Source organism: Streptomyces griseochromogenes (assembly GCF_001542625.1).
Lineage (GTDB): Bacteria > Actinomycetota > Actinomycetes > Streptomycetales > Streptomycetaceae > Streptomyces > Streptomyces griseochromogenes.
This window is the reverse complement of the sequence record NZ_CP016279.1, coordinates 5,271,988-5,288,069: the sequence shown is the minus strand read 5'-3', so window position 1 is coordinate 5,288,069 and position 16,082 is coordinate 5,271,988. Positions and strand designations below refer to the sequence as shown.

The 16,082-nt window shown below is 72.9% G+C and carries 11 protein-coding genes; 9 read left to right on the top strand and 2 right to left on the bottom strand.

Features of this window, described 5'->3' with window-relative positions; all coding sequences use genetic code 11:
- Positions 1-11 precede the first annotated feature (11 nt).
- Positions 12-2,462, bottom strand: coding sequence for a DEAD/DEAH box helicase (locus AVL59_RS22565; RefSeq protein ID WP_067307358.1), 2,451 nt, complete (start codon positions 2,460-2,462; stop codon positions 12-14).
- A 193-nt stretch (positions 2,463-2,655) separates the two neighbouring features.
- Between AVL59_RS22565 and tap the strand changes: the two genes are divergently transcribed.
- The 9 genes from tap to AVL59_RS22520 all read left to right on the top strand — a co-directional run bounded on the left by tap (position 2,656) and on the right by AVL59_RS22520 (position 14,486).
- A complete protein-coding gene (tap, locus tag AVL59_RS22560) occupies positions 2,656-4,908 on the top strand; it encodes a telomere-associated protein Tap (RefSeq protein ID WP_067307355.1) in 2,253 nt (750 codons plus the stop codon).
- 13 nt (positions 4,909-4,921) lie between these two features.
- Positions 4,922-5,479, top strand: coding sequence for a telomere-protecting terminal protein Tpg (gene tpg / locus AVL59_RS22555; RefSeq protein WP_067307352.1), 558 nt, complete (start codon positions 4,922-4,924; stop codon positions 5,477-5,479).
- 74 nt (positions 5,480-5,553) lie between these two features.
- Positions 5,554-6,918, top strand: coding sequence for a TniQ family protein (locus AVL59_RS22550; protein WP_079146893.1), 1,365 nt, complete (start codon positions 5,554-5,556; stop codon positions 6,916-6,918).
- 237 nt (positions 6,919-7,155) lie between these two features.
- A complete protein-coding gene (locus tag AVL59_RS22545) occupies positions 7,156-7,977 on the top strand; it encodes a TnsA-like heteromeric transposase endonuclease subunit (protein WP_079146892.1) in 822 nt (273 codons plus the stop codon).
- Entirely contained in the window at positions 7,974-9,932 is a 1,959-nt protein-coding gene (locus tag AVL59_RS22540) for a Mu transposase C-terminal domain-containing protein (protein ID WP_159400011.1), read from the top strand. The genes AVL59_RS22545 and AVL59_RS22540 overlap by 4 nt, the downstream gene beginning before the upstream one ends.
- Entirely contained in the window at positions 9,926-12,028 is a 2,103-nt protein-coding gene (locus tag AVL59_RS22535) for a DDE-type integrase/transposase/recombinase (RefSeq protein ID WP_067307342.1), read from the top strand. Before AVL59_RS22540 ends, AVL59_RS22535 begins: the two co-directional genes overlap by 7 nt.
- Positions 12,025-13,056: a TniB family NTP-binding protein gene (locus AVL59_RS22530; protein WP_067307339.1), complete on the top strand. Its 1,032-nt coding sequence runs from the start codon at positions 12,025-12,027 to the stop codon at positions 13,054-13,056. The genes AVL59_RS22535 and AVL59_RS22530 overlap by 4 nt, the downstream gene beginning before the upstream one ends.
- Positions 13,057-13,097: 41 nt before the next feature.
- Positions 13,098-13,967, top strand: coding sequence for a TniQ family protein (locus AVL59_RS22525; RefSeq protein WP_067307337.1), 870 nt, complete (start codon positions 13,098-13,100; stop codon positions 13,965-13,967).
- Between the two features lie 390 nt (positions 13,968-14,357).
- The gene (locus tag AVL59_RS22520) at positions 14,358-14,486 is read left to right on the top strand and encodes a helicase (RefSeq protein ID WP_079146891.1); all 129 of its coding nucleotides are present in this window, start codon (positions 14,358-14,360) and stop codon (positions 14,484-14,486) included.
- Positions 14,487-14,673: 187 nt separating this feature from the next.
- On the opposite strand, the gene AVL59_RS22515 is transcribed toward AVL59_RS22520, so the two are convergent.
- Positions 14,674-15,720, bottom strand: coding sequence for a hypothetical protein (locus tag AVL59_RS22515; protein WP_159400009.1), 1,047 nt, complete (start codon positions 15,718-15,720; stop codon positions 14,674-14,676).
- Between the last annotated feature and the right edge of the window lie 362 nt (positions 15,721-16,082).

The window sequence follows — 16,082 nt, the reverse complement described above, 5'->3', positions numbered from 1 at the left end:
CGGGCAGGCGTCTACGCCAGGATGGCGGGGACGGCGGCCTCGGTCGTCCAGTCGCCTTCGAAGAGCGCGGCGACCAGGCGTGCGTGGGCTCCGGGGAGCTGGCCTGTGCGGTGCTTGGTGCGGGCTTTGGCGAGCCAGGCGCCGATCCTGACGGTGTCGCCGTCGACGCGGATGGTCTCGCGGGCTGTGGGGGCGCGGCCTTCGCGGTGGAGGAAGAGTTCAAGGAGCTGGACGGCCTGTTCGAAGGTGCGGCGGGAGCGGCGGGCCGGGGCGAGGGGGTTGGTGTCGGGGGTGAGGCCGAGAGCGGTCATCAGGTGCTGCTGGCCGGGGTGGAGGGCGGCCCAGGTGGTGAGCTGGCGGTGGAGCCAGGAGCCGATCTTCACCCCGGCCAGGAGGGTGTCGCGGGTGAGGGCGGCCGGGTCGGCACCGGAGGCGAGGTGGGCGCGCAGCAGGTGGTATTTGCGGTGCCAGTCCGCGCCGTGGGGAAGGCGCCAGTCGGGGGCGAGGGCGGTGAGGGCGTCGGCGCGGGCGGCATCGAGGGTGTTCTTGGCGGCGAGGTGGCGTTGTTCGGCGAGCCATGCGCCGACGGGGGTGGTGGCAGGGGCGGCGAGATGGCCGTGGGTGCGCAGGTGGTCGGCGGCGGCGGCGAGGCGGGAGCGCCAGGCGGCGTCGTGCTTGTCCCAGATCATGCCGAGCGCGTCGAGTTCGGCGATCCAGTCGGCTTCGAGGCGGCCGGCGGTGCGGGCGTCGCGCATGGTGGTGATGAAGGTGCCCAGCCGGTAGCCGGTGGGGTCGATGTGGTCGGCGGGGACCTCGAGGTGGCCGTACTGGTCGCGGTAGGACTGGGCGGCGGCGAGCCCTAGGCGGCGGGAGCGGGAGACCGGCGCGTCGCGGGGGTCGAAGGAGACCAGGTCCATCGCCTGGGCGATGCGTTCGGGGTGGACGGTGAAGTCGAAGTGCCAACGGCGGGCGATGACATCGCTGGTCTCGCGTGGGAGGCGGTTGGCCTTGTCCGGGAGGCGCTCGAGGATGCGGTGGTCGTGGCCGGCCAGTGCGCAGGCGATCGCCCACACCGGCTCGTATGCGGTGCCGAGGATGTTCTCGCCGTCGGCGCCGGGCGGGACGTAGACGGGGACGATCAGGCTGGCGGTCTTGCCGGAGACGTCCAGGCGCAGGGCGCGGCCCAGGGCCTGGACGCAGCGGATGACGCTGCGGGTGGGGTCCGCGAAGACGATCGCGTCGACGCTGGGGATGTCGACGCCTTCGGCGATCAGGCGGGAGTTGGCGAGGATCGCGCAGTCGGCGGCGGCGAAGGCTGTGAAGGTGTCGGCGCGCTGGGCTGGGGTGTGCTCGCCGTGGGCGAAGAACAGCTCGGGGGTGATGTCCGGGACGAGGTCGGGGTCGGTGCGGGCCAGCAGGCGCAGGGTGTGGGGGAGTTCGCGGGCGAAGCGGCGGGCGTCGGAGACGAGGTTGAAGTAGACCAGGACCTTGCTCAGACGGTGTTCGGTCATGGCGCGCAGGACGGACAGGTGCAGGGCGGTGGTGCGCAGCGCACCGTCGTCCCCCTGTTCGCCGGAACCGGCGGCTGTGTGCGCGGTCGTGCCCGGGGCGGGCATGTTCAGGCGGCGGCGCAGGTCGGTGTCGGTCAGGGTGGGCACCACGATGCGGTAGTCCGCGGCCCGGCCGTCCTCCACCGCCTGGGCGAGGGGGTATTCGAAGACCTTCTTGCCGTAGACGGCCTCGTTGTCCATGGAGTTGGCGAACGCGTCCACGTCCGTGTCCCGGTTCGGGGCGGTGGCACGGCGGCGGGGGCGGGTGGTGTCGGCGGACTCGGCCAGCTCCGGCGCGGCGAAGATGCGGGGGGTGGCGGTCATGTAGAGGCGGCGATCCGCGCGGATCCGCTTGGCGTCGTTGACGATCGCCCACTTCTTGTCGGCGCGGCCGGCGATCCGGTGGGCTTCGTCCATGACCGCGAGGTCGAACGGCGGCACCGCGTATCCCGTGCGCTGGGTCTGTTCGATCTTGTCCAGGGAGTCGTAGGTGCAGATCACCGTCAACGCACGGATCTGGTCCTCCCCCTCCCCCACCACCGACATCAGCCCGCCCAGCGCGTGCGGGTTCGTGGTCGACATGACGCGGGCCGCGACCAGGTCGTCCCGGCCGCTGGTGTCCAGGGAGGAGACGATCACCATGTGCTCCAGGTGACCGTCGCCGCGCCAGGCCAGCGCCGTCTGGGCCGCCAGGTCCAGGGTGGGCACCACGAACAGCACCAGCCGCGCGCCGAGTTCGTCCGCTGTGCGGATCGACACCAGCGTCTTGCCGGTGCCCGTCGCCGACACGAACAGCCCCCGCGTCCCCGCGCGCCGCAGATGCCGTACCAGCCGCTTGACGGCCTCGGCCTGGTCCGGGAAGAGGCGCTGCCTCCCGGGACGGCCGGGCCGCGGCAGTTCGACCACAGTCATACAGCTCTTCCTCGATCCGAAGCAGGCGGCGGCATCCGGGCGGCGGGCGGACCGGGGAGGCGGTGAGACCTTCCGAAAAGGGCGCCCTCCGATCGGGACCCTACCACCCACACCCTTCATCCGTACGCAGAATGGACGCTATCCGTACGCAATAAGTACGGTTCATGGGGTAGAGTGGAGGCGGAGGTGCCCCATGTCCGAGTTGTTCGATGCGGTCGACGCGCTGGTCGCGTCCCGGTCCCCGCTGCCGCCCCCGGCGGAGCGCAAGCGCCTGCGCCAGGCCCACGCGCTCACCCTGGACGAGGTGGCGTCCGCCCTGGACGTGCGGCGGGCAACCGTCAGCGCCTGGGAGTCAGGCAAAACGGAGCCGCGGCCGCCGCAGCGGGAGCCGTACGCGCGCCTGCTCAAGCAGCTCGCACAGCTCTACCCCGCCGCCGGGAGCACCGCCGCCCTGCAGGAGGAGGCCCCGGCACCGACGGCGTTCAGCGGCCCGGCACCCACGGCAACGACCGGGCCCGGGGGCGGGGCTGTTGAGGCTGCGGCCGTGACCACACCCGTGGCCACACCCGCCGCCCCGTCCGTCTCGCCCGCAGCCGCTCACGCGCCGGGAGCCGCATCGCGTCCGGCGCGGGCCGCCCGGCCGTCGCAGGGATCACGCCGCCCGGGTGCGTCGAAGGCCGCTGCGGCCCACACACCCGCGCCCGGCGGTGCGTACGCGCACGGTCCGCTGCTCGTTCTCGACGCCGACACCGAGCGCAACGTGACCGGGTACGGCATCGGCGGCCTGATCCTGGACGTGCCCGCCAAATCCCTGCCCGCGCTGGTGGAGTGGACGCTCACCGAGGCACGGCTGGGGTCGGAGAAGCTGCACGGCTCGGGCAAGGACGGCGACCCGCTGCTGGTGCTCACCGAGGCGGCGTGCGAGCGCTACGGCCTGCCCGCCGCCCTGTCCGAGGCCGAGCGGCTTGCCGGGCGGCTGCCGGAAGGACACAAGGTCATCAAGCAGCTTGAGCGCGCCGACTGGCAGCTGACCAAGCGCGGGCTGGGGCCGTGGGCGCGGATCTACCGCCCCGCCCACGGCAGCCGCCGCCAGTGCGTACAACTGTGCATCCCCTCCTGGCGCGCCCTGGACGACCGCGCCTGGGGCCACGCCGCCCAGTTGCCGCCGCCTGAGCTCGCCCGGGTGCTGGGTGTGTACGCGCAGCGGGTGATGACGCCGGTCGGCTCCACGGCCGTGACGGGGCTGCAGCTGATGACCGCGCTCAACCCGCCGACCCGCGCGAGCGAGCCGGACGAGAACGGCAGGCGGCACCGCGAGCACCGGCCCGGGTCACTGGGCACGGAGCCGGTAGACCCGGCGCCGTGCGAGGCGATCGACGGACACCCCGTCCTGGCCCATCTGCCCCGCTTCCACGTGCGCGGCCCCGACGAGCGGCTGTTCGAGGAGGCCTACGACTGGGCGCGGGACCTCACCGACGCCGAGTGCATGCAGGGGCACCTGGTCGGTCTGGATGTGAACCTGGCCTTCGGTGCAGCCGCCAACGGTGCGGTCGTCGGGCTGTCATCGCCACCCGAGCACGTCACCGATCCGGTCTTCGACCCAGCGGTGCCCGGTTCCTGGCTGGTCGACCTCTCCCACGTCGACCTGTCCCGGGTGAAGGTCGGCAAGCAGTGGCGCGACCTCGACGCCGGCCTGCTGCCCAGCCCTTTCACGCCGAGCGGCCGGCGCCCGACCGGTCCGGCCTGGTATGCCACGCCCACCGTGGCCTACGCCGTCGAGCTCGGCTACGACGTCACCCCCGTCGAGGCCTGGCTGCGCCGGGAGAGCGGCCGGCTCCTGGACGGCTGGTACAAGCGGCTGCGCGATGCCTACGTCGCCACCATGGCGGACCTCGGCGTCGCGGAGAAGCTGCCCCCGCACCAGTTCCTTCAGGCGATGGACGGCTACAAGAGCCGTGATCCGGAGCTGGGGATCGTGGTGGACGCGGTCAAGATGACCGTCAAGGGCGGGATCGGCAAGCTGCAGGAGAAGGCGCGCGGGGGCGGCTGGAAGCCGGGGCAGGCCTGGCCCGCCCTCGCGCGGCCGACCTGGCGGCCGGACATCCGCGCGACCGTCATCTCCCGGGCCCGGGTCAACATGCACCGCAAGATGCTCCACCTGGCGGCGGCCACCGGCCGTTACCCGGTCGCGGTCCTCTCCGACTGCGCCGTGTACGCGGCCGACGGGCCCAGCCCTCTGGACGTCCTGCCCTACGGAGCCGACGGCAAGACCGTGCCGGGCTCGTTCCGGCTCGGCGTCTCGCCCGGGATGGTCAAGCACGAGGGCACCCAGAGCGTGCTGTGGGGGGCTGACGTGCTCGAACAGCTCGGCGCCGACGGCCATGTCGCCAACCTCGCCCGCTACATCAAGACCGGCGAGGTCACCGCCAAGGACACTGGAGAGTAGGAGAGTTACGCCGATGGTCACGGTCGGGGAAGAACTCGACAGGGCGGTGCAGGGCGCGTTCACGCGGCCCATCCCCAAGTCCGCCGGGGCGCGGATGCGTTACCTCCTCAAGAAGCACGGCGGCCGGACGATGCCGGTGGCCGAGCTGCTCGGCATCAGCCAGCGCACGGTGGAGCGGTATGTGAAGAACCAGATCAAAAGGCCCCGGCCGGAGCTCGCCGACCGCCTCGAGCGTGAGGTCCGCGTGCGCTGGCAGCCGCAGATCAGGGCGAAGGCGAAACAGGCCGCGGCCACCACGAGCGGCATCATGATCGATGTGCAGGCGAGGTTCGGCTACACCGCCGCCGTCGGCAGCACCGACCAGGCCCGCGTGCGTCACCTCACCCTCGCCCTGCCGCCCCGGCACGCCGCCCGCCTCCTTCAAGCCCAGGAAGCAGGCGTCGACGAGGACGACCTCCGCGAGCTCGCTGCCGAGGCGTTGGGTGAGGTGTACTTCCGCGACGGCGGCCGCCGTGCCCACGGCCTCGAAGTGGAACTCAAGGACATCGTCGACCTGCAGTTCGAGCTGTAGGCGATCAGTGCGCCGGGGCAGGAAGCAGGACAGGGCGTCAGGGGAGAGCTGTGAGAGCAGGAGCGTTACGGACCGTGCCGCTGGCCGGGGAGCTGACCTCGTCACTGATCAACCGGGCCGCGGACCACTACGGCCTGCCGGCTGCCGGTGTGCTGCGGCTGTGGACGTGCCGCAACTCCCCCGCCCGCAACGACAGCGGCGGTGTGCGGGCCGATGCGGAGATCGTGCTCAACGAAGCCGGGCGGGCTGTGCTCGCCGAACTGTGCGGGGTCGAGCCGGCGGTGCTGGCGCACGCGCTGCCCGCTTTCACCGTGGATGATCCCAAGATCAGCACCGGCCGGGAGGCCGCCCTGGCGCAGGCGCGGTGGCGGGCGGCGGGCGCGGTGGCGGGCGAAGCGGCGTTCGCCTGCCGGTCGTGCACCGCGCGGCGTACCGGGCAGACGGTGCGGGCGGTGCGGTATCTGCCGCGCTGGCAGCGGGTGTGTGTCCGGCACGGGCGGTGGCTGCTGGACGCCGACGCCGACCAGCCGCTGGAACACCTCGACCTGCACGGTCTCCCGGAAGTCGCTGCGGCGCAGCGGCAGTGGGCGGGGGTGGCGCGCCGTGCGGGGCGGGCCGCGGCGGAGCCCGGTCAGGTGTTCGCCCTGGCGCACGCGGTCGTGGCCCGGTGGTGGGATGAGGCCCTGCACTGGGAGCAGGAGGAGATCTGGCCGCACAGGCTGCACCGGCTGGCGGGCGGCAACGCGGGAACGGATCTTCAGCGGTGGCGGATCGTGGACCGGGACGCGGCCATCTTCCCCGAGGTCGTGGCCGTGACGCAGGCACTGCTGGAGCCGGCCATGGCCGAGCTGGTGTGGAGGGACAGCGGCGCCGGGCGGCCGCGGCCGCTGCCCGCCGACGGGGCGTTCTGCCGCCGGCTGGGCGAGCGGGTGGGACGGGGCTGGCTGGGCCCGCTGTCCGCGGTGGACTACGGCGGGCCGCTGCTCACCTGGATGGGCGCGGTCATCCGCCAGCGGCGCGGTGAAGGCGGGCCGCCCGGGTGGAGGGACGATCCGTGGCGGCTGCAGCGGGAACAGCAGCCCGCCACGATGGCCGGCCAGCTGCGCGTGATGGCGGCCGAGCAGCAGTCGGGTGGCTCGCGCACCCGGTGGCGGGCCACAGTGAGCGCCGAACACCGGTTCCACATCACGCAGTTGGTCGACGAGGCCCGGGAGCAGCTGGTGGAGTTGCGCGGCGTGCACAGCGGCACTACCGCCGAGGTGGCCCGCACACTGCTGGAGCACCTCAGCCACAGTGCCGCCCTGATCGACCAGGCCCTCGTGCACACCGCCACCGCGGCCGTCACCGCCGGGGTGTCGCTTCAGGAAGTCGCCCATTGGTCGCGCCTGCCCGCCCAGGAGCTGGCCTCGGTGCTCGCCGCAGGCCAGGACGAGGACTGACACAACCGGCGGCGGCCGGGAAGCGGCCCGGGCACTGCGGCCGGTTGGCGCGCCGACGAGCCGTTGCCGGGCCGAGGCCGCGCGGCGGGGCAAAAAGTGCAGGACTCCGCACTGACACCGGTGCCCGCGCGCGGCACCCTGGGTGCCGCGCGGTGAATGTCCGGCGGTGGTACCGAGGTTGCGGTTACCGGCCGGTTCTCCTGCGCAACAGGGCAGGCATGGCGTTGTGTGGAGTACGTGATCATCGACAGCAGCCAGGACGGCGCGGAGGCTGGCTTATCCGCCTTCACGCAAGTGCCGGAACCGGGCACGGTGGAGGCGGAGTTCACCGGGGCGGACAGCACGCCGGTGCAGCGCCGCTGGGTCGAGGCAGCCGTGGCGGTGCGCTTCGAACAGCTTGCGCCGGTCGCACCGTTCCCGGTGGTGCCAGGGCGGCGGTGGGGGCCGGGCTGGTGGTGGTCGGCCACGACCGGGCGGCATGTGATGCACGGTTCACAGGCGATGTGCACGCAGCTGATGGTCCTGGACCGCGATCCGCAGGTGGTGGGGCTGTCGGCGCGGCCGGTGCGGCTGATCTGGCGTGATCCGGACAGCAGGCGGGTTTTGACGTGGGTGCCCCAGCTGTTCGCCCGCTACGCCGACGGGCGCGCCCTGCTCGCCGACTGTCCCGCCACTTCCGAGCCCTCCGCAGGCCGGGCCGGGCGCGCCGCCGCGGTGCTTGCCGCGGCGTGTGCGGCGGTGGGGTTCACCTACCGGCGCCTGGTGCCGCCGGAGAAGGTGGTGGCGGCGAACGTGCGGTGGCTGGCTGGCTACCGCCACCCCCGCCACCGGGACGCAGGCGGCCTTGAGCAGGCGGTGCTCGAGGCGTTCGCCGCCCCGCGGCCGCTGATGGCCGGGGCTACGGCGGCGGGCGAGATCCTCACGGCGCTGCCGGTGCTCTACCACGCGCTGTGGGGCGGGCGGCTGACCGCAGACCTTGAGAGACCGCTGGGTGAGCACACTGTCGTCTCCCCCGGCCCGGCCGCAGGCGACAAGGGGCAGGAGCAGCACGCAAGTTGAGCAGACACGGCGCAACCGCCCCCGGTGGGCGGCATCTTGAGGTGGGCGCGCAGGTCACGTTCGAAGACCGCACCTGGCAGGTGGCCGCCCAGGTCGACGGCCGGGTACACCTGGCTGCCGACGACGGGGCCGCCGCCTGCGTCGTGGCCGCCCGCCTGGTGGCCGCGCCCGGCTTCTCGGTGATCGGCACAGCCGCCGCGGCGCCGCCTGCCCCGGCACTGTGGGAGACGGTGCCGCTGGCGGCGCAGGAGCGGGCCCTGGCCTGGCAGCGGCACATCCGCGAGGTCGAGACCGGGCTGCCCGGCGGCCCCGAAAGCGGTGTGCCCCGGACCGAGTACGACCCGCAGCGCTTCACCCTCGCCGAGCGCGAGCACGCCAAGGCCCAGGAGCTCGCAGGGCTGGGCTGGGCCAGGGTCAGCCGGACCACGGTGCAGCGGATGCGGCTGGTCTACGGCAGGCAGGGGCTGTGGGGGCTGGTCGACAAGCGCCACCTGCGCGCCCCGTCCCCTACCGGGCGTACCGATGAGCGAGTGGTGAGCGCCGTGCTGGAGGCCCTGCGCCGGTGCCGGGGCCGGTCGAAGACCACCACCAAACAGGTCATCGAGCTGACCGAACAGATCGTGGCGGACACCCACGGGCCGGGCCGGGTCCAGTTACCCGCCCGCTCGTCGCTGTATCGGCTGGTGAAGGCGCTGGCGGATCCGGCCGAGCCGCCCGGCAGCCCGGCGCGCACCGCCACCAGCCCCGGCCGGACCGGTGGCCCGCCTGCCGCGCTGCGGCCCGCAGAGCGGGTGCATGTCGCCACCGCCCGCCTGGGAATCGGCGCGGTGGGCGAGGACGGGAGTGCGGTGGAGGTGGCGGTGACGGCCGCGCTGGACGGGGCGAGCGGCTGCGTGCTGGCCGCCGTGCTGCACCCTCAGCAGAGCGGGCCGGTAGAGCTGTCGGTGCTGCTGGCCGAGATGGCCGTGCCCAGGCCGCTGCGCCCGGGCTGGCCCGCCCTGCTGGAGCAGGCCCACGCGGGCGGGCCGCCCCGGCGACTGATGTCCTTGCCCGCCCGGATCGAGGCCACCGCGGCGCGTCCGGCGGCCGTGCCCGAGACGCTCGTCGTCGACCGCGGGCCGGCCGCCGTCACCTCCACCGTCCTAACCGTGTGCGAAAGCCTCGGCATCAGCCTGGAGCCGGCCCCACCCCGGACGGCGGGCGCCCACCGCGGTGCACTGCGCACGCTGGAAGTTCTCGCCGGCCTGTTCACACGGCACGCCGCCGCTGCGGCCCGGCCGCTCGCCCCGGCGGAAAAGGAGAGCGGGGCGTACTGGAGTGTGCCGCAGTTGCAGGACCTGCTGGACGAATGGATCACCGCCTTCTGGCACCACCGCCCCCAGGAGCAGCTGCGCCACCCGCTGCTGTCCCGGGCGGGGCTGACTCCGCAGGAGATGTGGGATGTGCTGCTGGGCGCGGCCGGGATGGTGCCGCTGCCGCTGGCCGGGCAGCACTATGGCGAACTGCTTCCGGCCCGCCGGTGCGCGCTCACCGAATCCGGCATCCGGCTGGGCGGGCGCCGTTACGACGATGCGTGCCTGGACGAACACCGCCGCCGCGGCCAGCGGTGGGAGGTCCACCACCACCCCTACGACCTGCGGCAGGTCTTCATCCGGCTGCCCGACGGCCTGCTGCACGCGATCGGGTGGGCAGATGGCGAGCACGCGCTGCGCCCCTTCGACGAGACCGTCCGACGCCGCATCGGCGGCATCCTCGCGCGACGCGGCGCCTGCGCGAGGCCCGCCAGCGAGACGACCGGCCGCAGTGCCGGGGCGGCCGGGGAGAAGGCGGCGACAGGCGGGATCGTCAGCGGTGCGGTGCGCGACGCCTGCGGGGACAAGGCCGGTGGCCAAGCGACCGCCGAGGGCAGCGGGTTCGGGGTGTGGGATGCGCACGCGGAGGCCGAGCAGTGGTGAGCGCACCCGCAGGCCGTCCGGTGGCCGCCGCCCGGAACCGGCAGGTGAAGCTGGGAGCGTATGTGACGTTCGAGGGCCGCACGTGGCAGGTCGCCGCCGTGGCCGGTGCGTCGGTGCGCCTTGTCGACGAGCGTGGCCAGACGGCCTCGGTGCTGGCGCCCTTCCTGTTCGCCGATCCCACGTTCGCCGTGGTGGATTCGCCGGCCGCCGGTGTGCCGCCGTGGGGGCTGTTGGAGTCGGTGCCCGCACGGGAACGGGAGCGGGCCCTGGCCTGGCAGCGGCACATCCGCGAGATCGAGACCGGGTTGCCCGGCGGCCCAGCAAGCGGCGGGATACCCCGGCCCGAATACGACCCCAAGCAGCAGTCGATGGCCGCGCGGGAGCAGGCCAAGGCCGACGAACTCGCCCAGCTGGGCTGGCCGCGGGTCAGCCGGGCCACCGTGCGCCGCATGCGCGCCCGCTACCACGCGGGCGGCCTCATGGGGCTGATCCCGCAGCGCAAGCCGTCGAGTGCGACGGGGCGGGCCGATGAACGGGTGGTAGCCGCCGTGCTGGAGGCACTGCGCCGCCAGCACGGCCGCTCCAAAGGCACCTTGAAGGGGCTGCGCCAGCTGACCGGGCAGATCCTCACCGACACCCACGGGCCGGAGGCGGTGGCGCTGCCGGCGCCGTCGACGTTCAACCGGCTGGTGCGGGTCCTGGCCGATCCGCTGGAGCATCCCGGCCGCCCGGCCCGCACCGCCACCACCACGCCGGCGCGCCCGTTCACGCCGACGGTGGCACTGCGGCCGGGTGAGCTGGTACAGGTCGACACCACCCGCCTGGACGTGATGGCTGTCGGCGAGGACGGCCATCCGGTGCGCCCGGAGCTGACCATCGCCCTGGATGTGGCCACGCGGTCGGTGGTGGCGGCCGTGCTGCGCGAGGAGAGCACCCAGGCGGTGGACGCGGCGCTGCTGCTGGCGGAGATGGCCGTGCCCCAACCGGCACGGCCCGGCTGGCCCGGCCATCTACGCCTGGCCCACGCCGCCGTCCCCTACGCCCGGCTGCTGGCCCTGGACGCGCGGCTGGAGCAGGCGGCGGCGCGGCCGGTGGTGGTGCCCGAGACGATCGTCATCGACCGCGGGCGCGTGTTCGTCTCCGCCGCATTCCTGGCCGCCTGCGAAACCCTCGGAGTGAGCGTGCAGCCCGCCCCGCCGCGCTCACCGGCCGCCAAGGGCGCCGTCGAGCGGACGTTCGGGAGTATCAACACGCTGTTCGCGCAGCACGTCGCCGGCTACACCGGCTCCCACGTCCTCGTGCGCGGCCAGGCGGTGGAGGACGAAGCACGCTTCACCGTGGCCCAGCTGCAGGAACTGCTCGATGAGTGGGTCACAGCCGTCTGGCAGCACCGCCCCCACGACGGGCTGCGCCACCCGGTCCTGCCGAAGAAGGCGCTGGCCCCCAACGAGATGTGGGGCGCGCTACTGGGCGCGTCCGGGTATGTGCCGCTGCCGCTGACCGGCGCCGACTACCTGGAACTGCTGCCCGTGCGCTTCCACCCCATCACCGGCCGCGGCATCCGCATCAACTACCGCACCTACGACCACGCCGTGCTGAACGAACACCGCGGCCGCCCCTCCCCCACCGGCCCCGACAGCAAGTGGGAAGTCCACCTCAACCCGCACGACGTACGGCAGATCTACATCCGCCTGCCCGACGGGCACCTGCACGAAATCCCGTGGATCCACCGCGACCATGTCCACGCCCCCATGGGCGAGACCGCCTGGCGCCACATCCGCGCCACCCTCAACCATCGCGCAGGCCGCGAGCAGCACGAGGCCGACCTGGCCGAGGCCGCCGACCAGGTCCTGCGCCACGCCCGCCCCCTACCCGGCCGTGACGCACCCGCCACGGCAGCAGCCCCGTCCGCAGCAGTGGCAGCAGCGGCGGGCCCACAGGCAGCGGATGACGACGCGGAGGCCCAGGACAGTCTCGACGCCGTCGAAGCCCACGCCCGTGACGATGACGGCAGACCCGCCGCCGACGATGAACTCTCCCCGCTGGCCGGCCGATTCGCGCTGTATGACGCCTTCGAGGAGGCCGAGCACTGGTGAAAAGCCCCGAGACCACACCCGCCGTCGAGGAGCCAGCCTCAGGAGCGGTCACCACATTCGATACGTTCGCCCGGTTCGCCGCCACCGCCCCGCCCGCACCCCCGCAGCCGGGCCAGGCACCGCGCTCCCTGGAGGAACGCCTGGCCTACCACTCACAGTTCGTGACCGTGCGCACCCCGGCCATCGAGAACCTCTCTCGCAGCGTGCGCACCCTGATGATCCTCGGCCGCCACCAGCACGTCACCGCCCGCCCGTCCCTGATCGTCACCGGCCCGGCCACCACCGGCAAAACAACCGCGCTGCTCGAGGTCGGGCGGACCTGCCACCTGGCCCACACCCGCCGCGCCCACCCCGGCGACGACAGCGTGCCCGTCGCCTACGTACTGGTGCCGCCCGGCGCCACGGCCAAGACGCTGGCCTGCGAGTTCGCCCGCTTCCTCGGCATCCCCGTCACCACCCGCATGACCACCGCGCAGATCACTACCGCCGTCTGCCACACCTACACCGCGGCCGGGGTGAAGCTGGTGCTGATCGACGAGATCCACCGGCTCAACCCGCGCACCTCCAGCGGCGCGGAGGCCGCCGACTGGCTTAAGGACCTCACCGAACGCGTTGGCGCCACGTTCGTCTATGCGGGCATCGACGTCACCGCCAGCGCGGTGTTCACCGGGGTACGCGGCGCGCAGCTGGCCGGGCGCGCCTCTCTGATCGACTGCGGGGCGCTGCCCGCCCGCGCCGGCGAGCGCGAGCCGTTCCGCGAGCTGATCGCCGCCCTGGAAGCGGCCCTCGACCTGCACGCCCACCGCACCGGCAGCCTGCCCAGACTGGCGTCGTACCTGCACGAACGGACCGCCGGACGCATCGGCAGCCTCTCCCGCCTGATCCGCCAGGCCGCCATCGAAGCCCTCCTGGACGGCAGTGAACGCATCACCAAAACGCTGCTGGACGGCATCTCGCTGGACCACCTCGCCGAGGAGCACTACCGGCCCCGCACCCCCACCCGCCGCACCCGGCCCGGCAGCCGGTGACCACCCACACCGCAAGCCGCCCCGCGGTACCAGCCAGCACCATGTGGCCCATCCCGCCCGGCGCGCTGCGCGTGCGGCCGCTGCCCCGCGAGACAGCAGCCTCCTACCTCACCCGCCTCGCAGCCGCCTACCACCTGACCGCTGCCCAGCTCCTCGACGGCCTGCACATCACCGCCACCGGCACCTCCCCGGCCCCGCCCGCCACCGAAATCCACCTCAGCACCGAAGCCGCCCGCCGCCTGTCAGACTTCACCCGCATCCCACCCGCACACCTCGCCCGCGCACTGGCCCGCCAGCCCCCGCCCGCCTCCATCGGCATGGCCCACGCCGCCCTGGCCCGCTGGCAGCCCGTCCAGCCCGCGGTGCAGCCGCTGCCGGCGTGCACCGCCTGCACCATCCGCCGCAGCCCGCACAAAGCCGTCCCCGCGTGGATCCACCCGGCACCCAACCTGCCCCGGGCCATGATCTGCACCCGCCACCAACAAGCCGCCAGCGACCCCAGACAGCGCACCCCCCTCGACATCCGCTCCGTCCCCGAACTCGCCCATGCCCGCCTCACCGCCCGCCGCCCACCAACGGCGTCCTCCCTGAGCTGGTCAACAACGATCACCACGCGTTGGTACGACCACCACCAGCACCTCCACATCCGCTGGCACACCCGCCTGAGACAGCTCACCACCGCCAACCCCCACCTCGCCTCAGGCCCGGCCTCCCCCACACTGACCTGCCGGGCCCTGATCACCTACCCCGAGACCCTCACCCTCGCCACAGCCCTCGACCGCCTGCCCCCGCACCCCCTGACACGCACAGAGCAGACCGCCTTCCTCCACCAATTGGCCAGCCGCCTCCAACTGCCCCGCCTCGCACCCGCCGACCACGACCTGCTCTGGCAACGCCTGCACGCCCGCTGAAACCCACGCTCCGACGCAGCCCCGGCCCCAGCACATGGCCCGACAACTCCCGTACCTATAGGCGTGCCAACTACCCTGCGCAAAAACCGGCACCACACTCAGCTCACTGCGCAGCACAAAAAGCCAGCTCAGCTCACGTACCACCGGTCGCCCACACCTCGGCGCCGCATGAGCATCCCCCGCGGAACAGACACACCGCCCAGTACAACTGAGCAACAGCAGGTCACAACCAAGATCAATAAGCAACCGCAACGGCTACGCCACAGAAAACACCCGCGAAGCCGCCCAAGGCGGTCTCAGGGGCCTTCGAGAAGGGCGTAGCAGCCCTCGCTCAGTACAAGGGCCCGGGAAGGGCACCTGAAGGCCCCCAGAGGGCACACAGAGACGATCGTGGTCGGCGGCCAGGAGCACACCGTGAAACTCGGAGTGTTCCTGTCGAACACGAAATCGAGGCGCGCGAAGCTCACCCCCGAACGACTCGCTGCCCTCGCCGCGCTCGGGCTGGAGTGGGCGGCGTGAGCGTCGCCGTACGGGAGGGACAGCTCACCGGCGTCGCCCGCTCCGCTGAAGTCTGACGCCGCTGGGCCGGCAGAGATCCTGCTGGCCCAGCGGTGAACAATGCGAGCCTGGTCAGGCCGCGGCTTCGGTGTGTGGCTTGTCGGCCTCAGATTCGAGGACGCGGGCGTGAGGCGTTGCGCCGCCGCGCTCAGATGACGTTGATGGTGGTGGAGGGCGAGGTACGGTCGCCGACGGTGAACTCCACGCTGGTGGCGCCTTGGGGTGTGTCGTCGGAGGCGCTGACGCCCACCCACATGACCGCTTGGGATCCGTCCTCGGGAATTGCCAGGTCGACGTCGGGGAAGGTCAGTGTCTGGTTGTCTTCGGAGATGCTTCCCGCGTACACGGTGATGTTCCCGTCCGAGCCCCAGACGGTCAGCTGGTGATCGGCGATGGTCTGGGTGCCGAACCGCAGGGCGGCATCGGCCGGGAGGACCGCGGTGACCGTCTGCAGCGGAATGGCTTCCGTGCCGTTGTTCCTGACCTCCACCCCCGGGTAGACGACCGCTCCTCCCCTCTCCGCGGTTACCGGAGCGCCGCCGGGCGAGACGCTGAAGTTCGGGGCGACGACGATGGTGGTGGAGGGGGAGGTCTTTCCTCCCACGGTGAAGGTCAGGCTGGTGGCTCCGAGCGGGGCATCGTGGCCGGCGCTCACGGCGACCCACATGACGGTCGTGCCGGGCAGTTCCAGGTCCACGTCCGCGAAGACGAGCGAGGTTCCGTCCTCGGACAGGGTTCCCGTGTACTGGGCGGTCTCCCCATCGGCGTTCTGGACGGTCAGCTGGTAGTCGGCAAGGGTCTGCGTGCCGAAGAGCAGACCATGGCCGGCGGGCAGGGCCACCGCCACCGCCACCGGGGCGAACGCCACACCGGATTCGACATGCACGCCCGGGTACCCGGCCCTTCCGCCCTGCCTCAGCTCCACATCAGGCGGTCCGCCGGGCGTCACCGTGAACTCCGTCCACTGCAGCACCACCTGGCCGCGGTTGCCCGCGTCGCCGACAGGAGACTGGTACAGGGGATCGTCCTTGCCGCCCGCCCGGGTGCCATTGCCGGCCAGGGTGCGTCCGTTGGTGACGCCCGGACCGGTCACAAAGCTGCTGCCGCCACCCCCGCCACTGGCAAACCAGCCGCTGTCGCTGCGGCCGACACCGGTGCCGCCACCGCCGCCCGCGTAGCCGGCACCACCGCCCAAGCCGTACCCGCCTGCGCCTCCGCCGCCGCCTCCGCCCATACCCCCGATCGGCACCTTGCCCCCAACGGTCCCGCCGCCCCCGCCGGCGCCACCGTTTTGGCCGTTGTTGCCGCCACGTCCTCCGAGATAGAGGTGCCAAGCAGGGGGAGGGACCGCGCCGGCGCCGCCCGTGGAACCCGAAGCTCCACGCGCAGGGGTACCTGTCCACCCGCCGCCGGAGTCCGTCCCTCCGTTAGAACCGCTGATGCCGCCGCCCGCACCACCTTGCACATTACGGACATACTTATTGCCCGCTCCGCCTCCGCCGGCGATCAGAAGAGCCTTCCCCAGCCGCTGGCTGAACAGGCCGCTCATACCGCCCC

Bases quoted from the DNA above. Each gene is read 5' to 3' on its own strand.
- tap (WP_067307355.1), top strand. From the start codon at position 2,656: ATGTCCGAGTTGTTCGATGCGGTCGACGCGCTGGTCGCGTCCCGGTCC.
- AVL59_RS22525 (WP_067307337.1), top strand. From the start codon at position 13,098: ATGTGGCCCATCCCGCCCGGCGCGCTGCGCGTGCGGCCGCTGCCCCGC.
- AVL59_RS22565 (WP_067307358.1), bottom strand. From the start codon at position 2,462: ATGACTGTGGTCGAACTGCCGCGGCCCGGCCGTCCCGGGAGGCAGCGC.
- tpg (WP_067307352.1), top strand. From the start codon at position 4,922: ATGGTCACGGTCGGGGAAGAACTCGACAGGGCGGTGCAGGGCGCGTTC.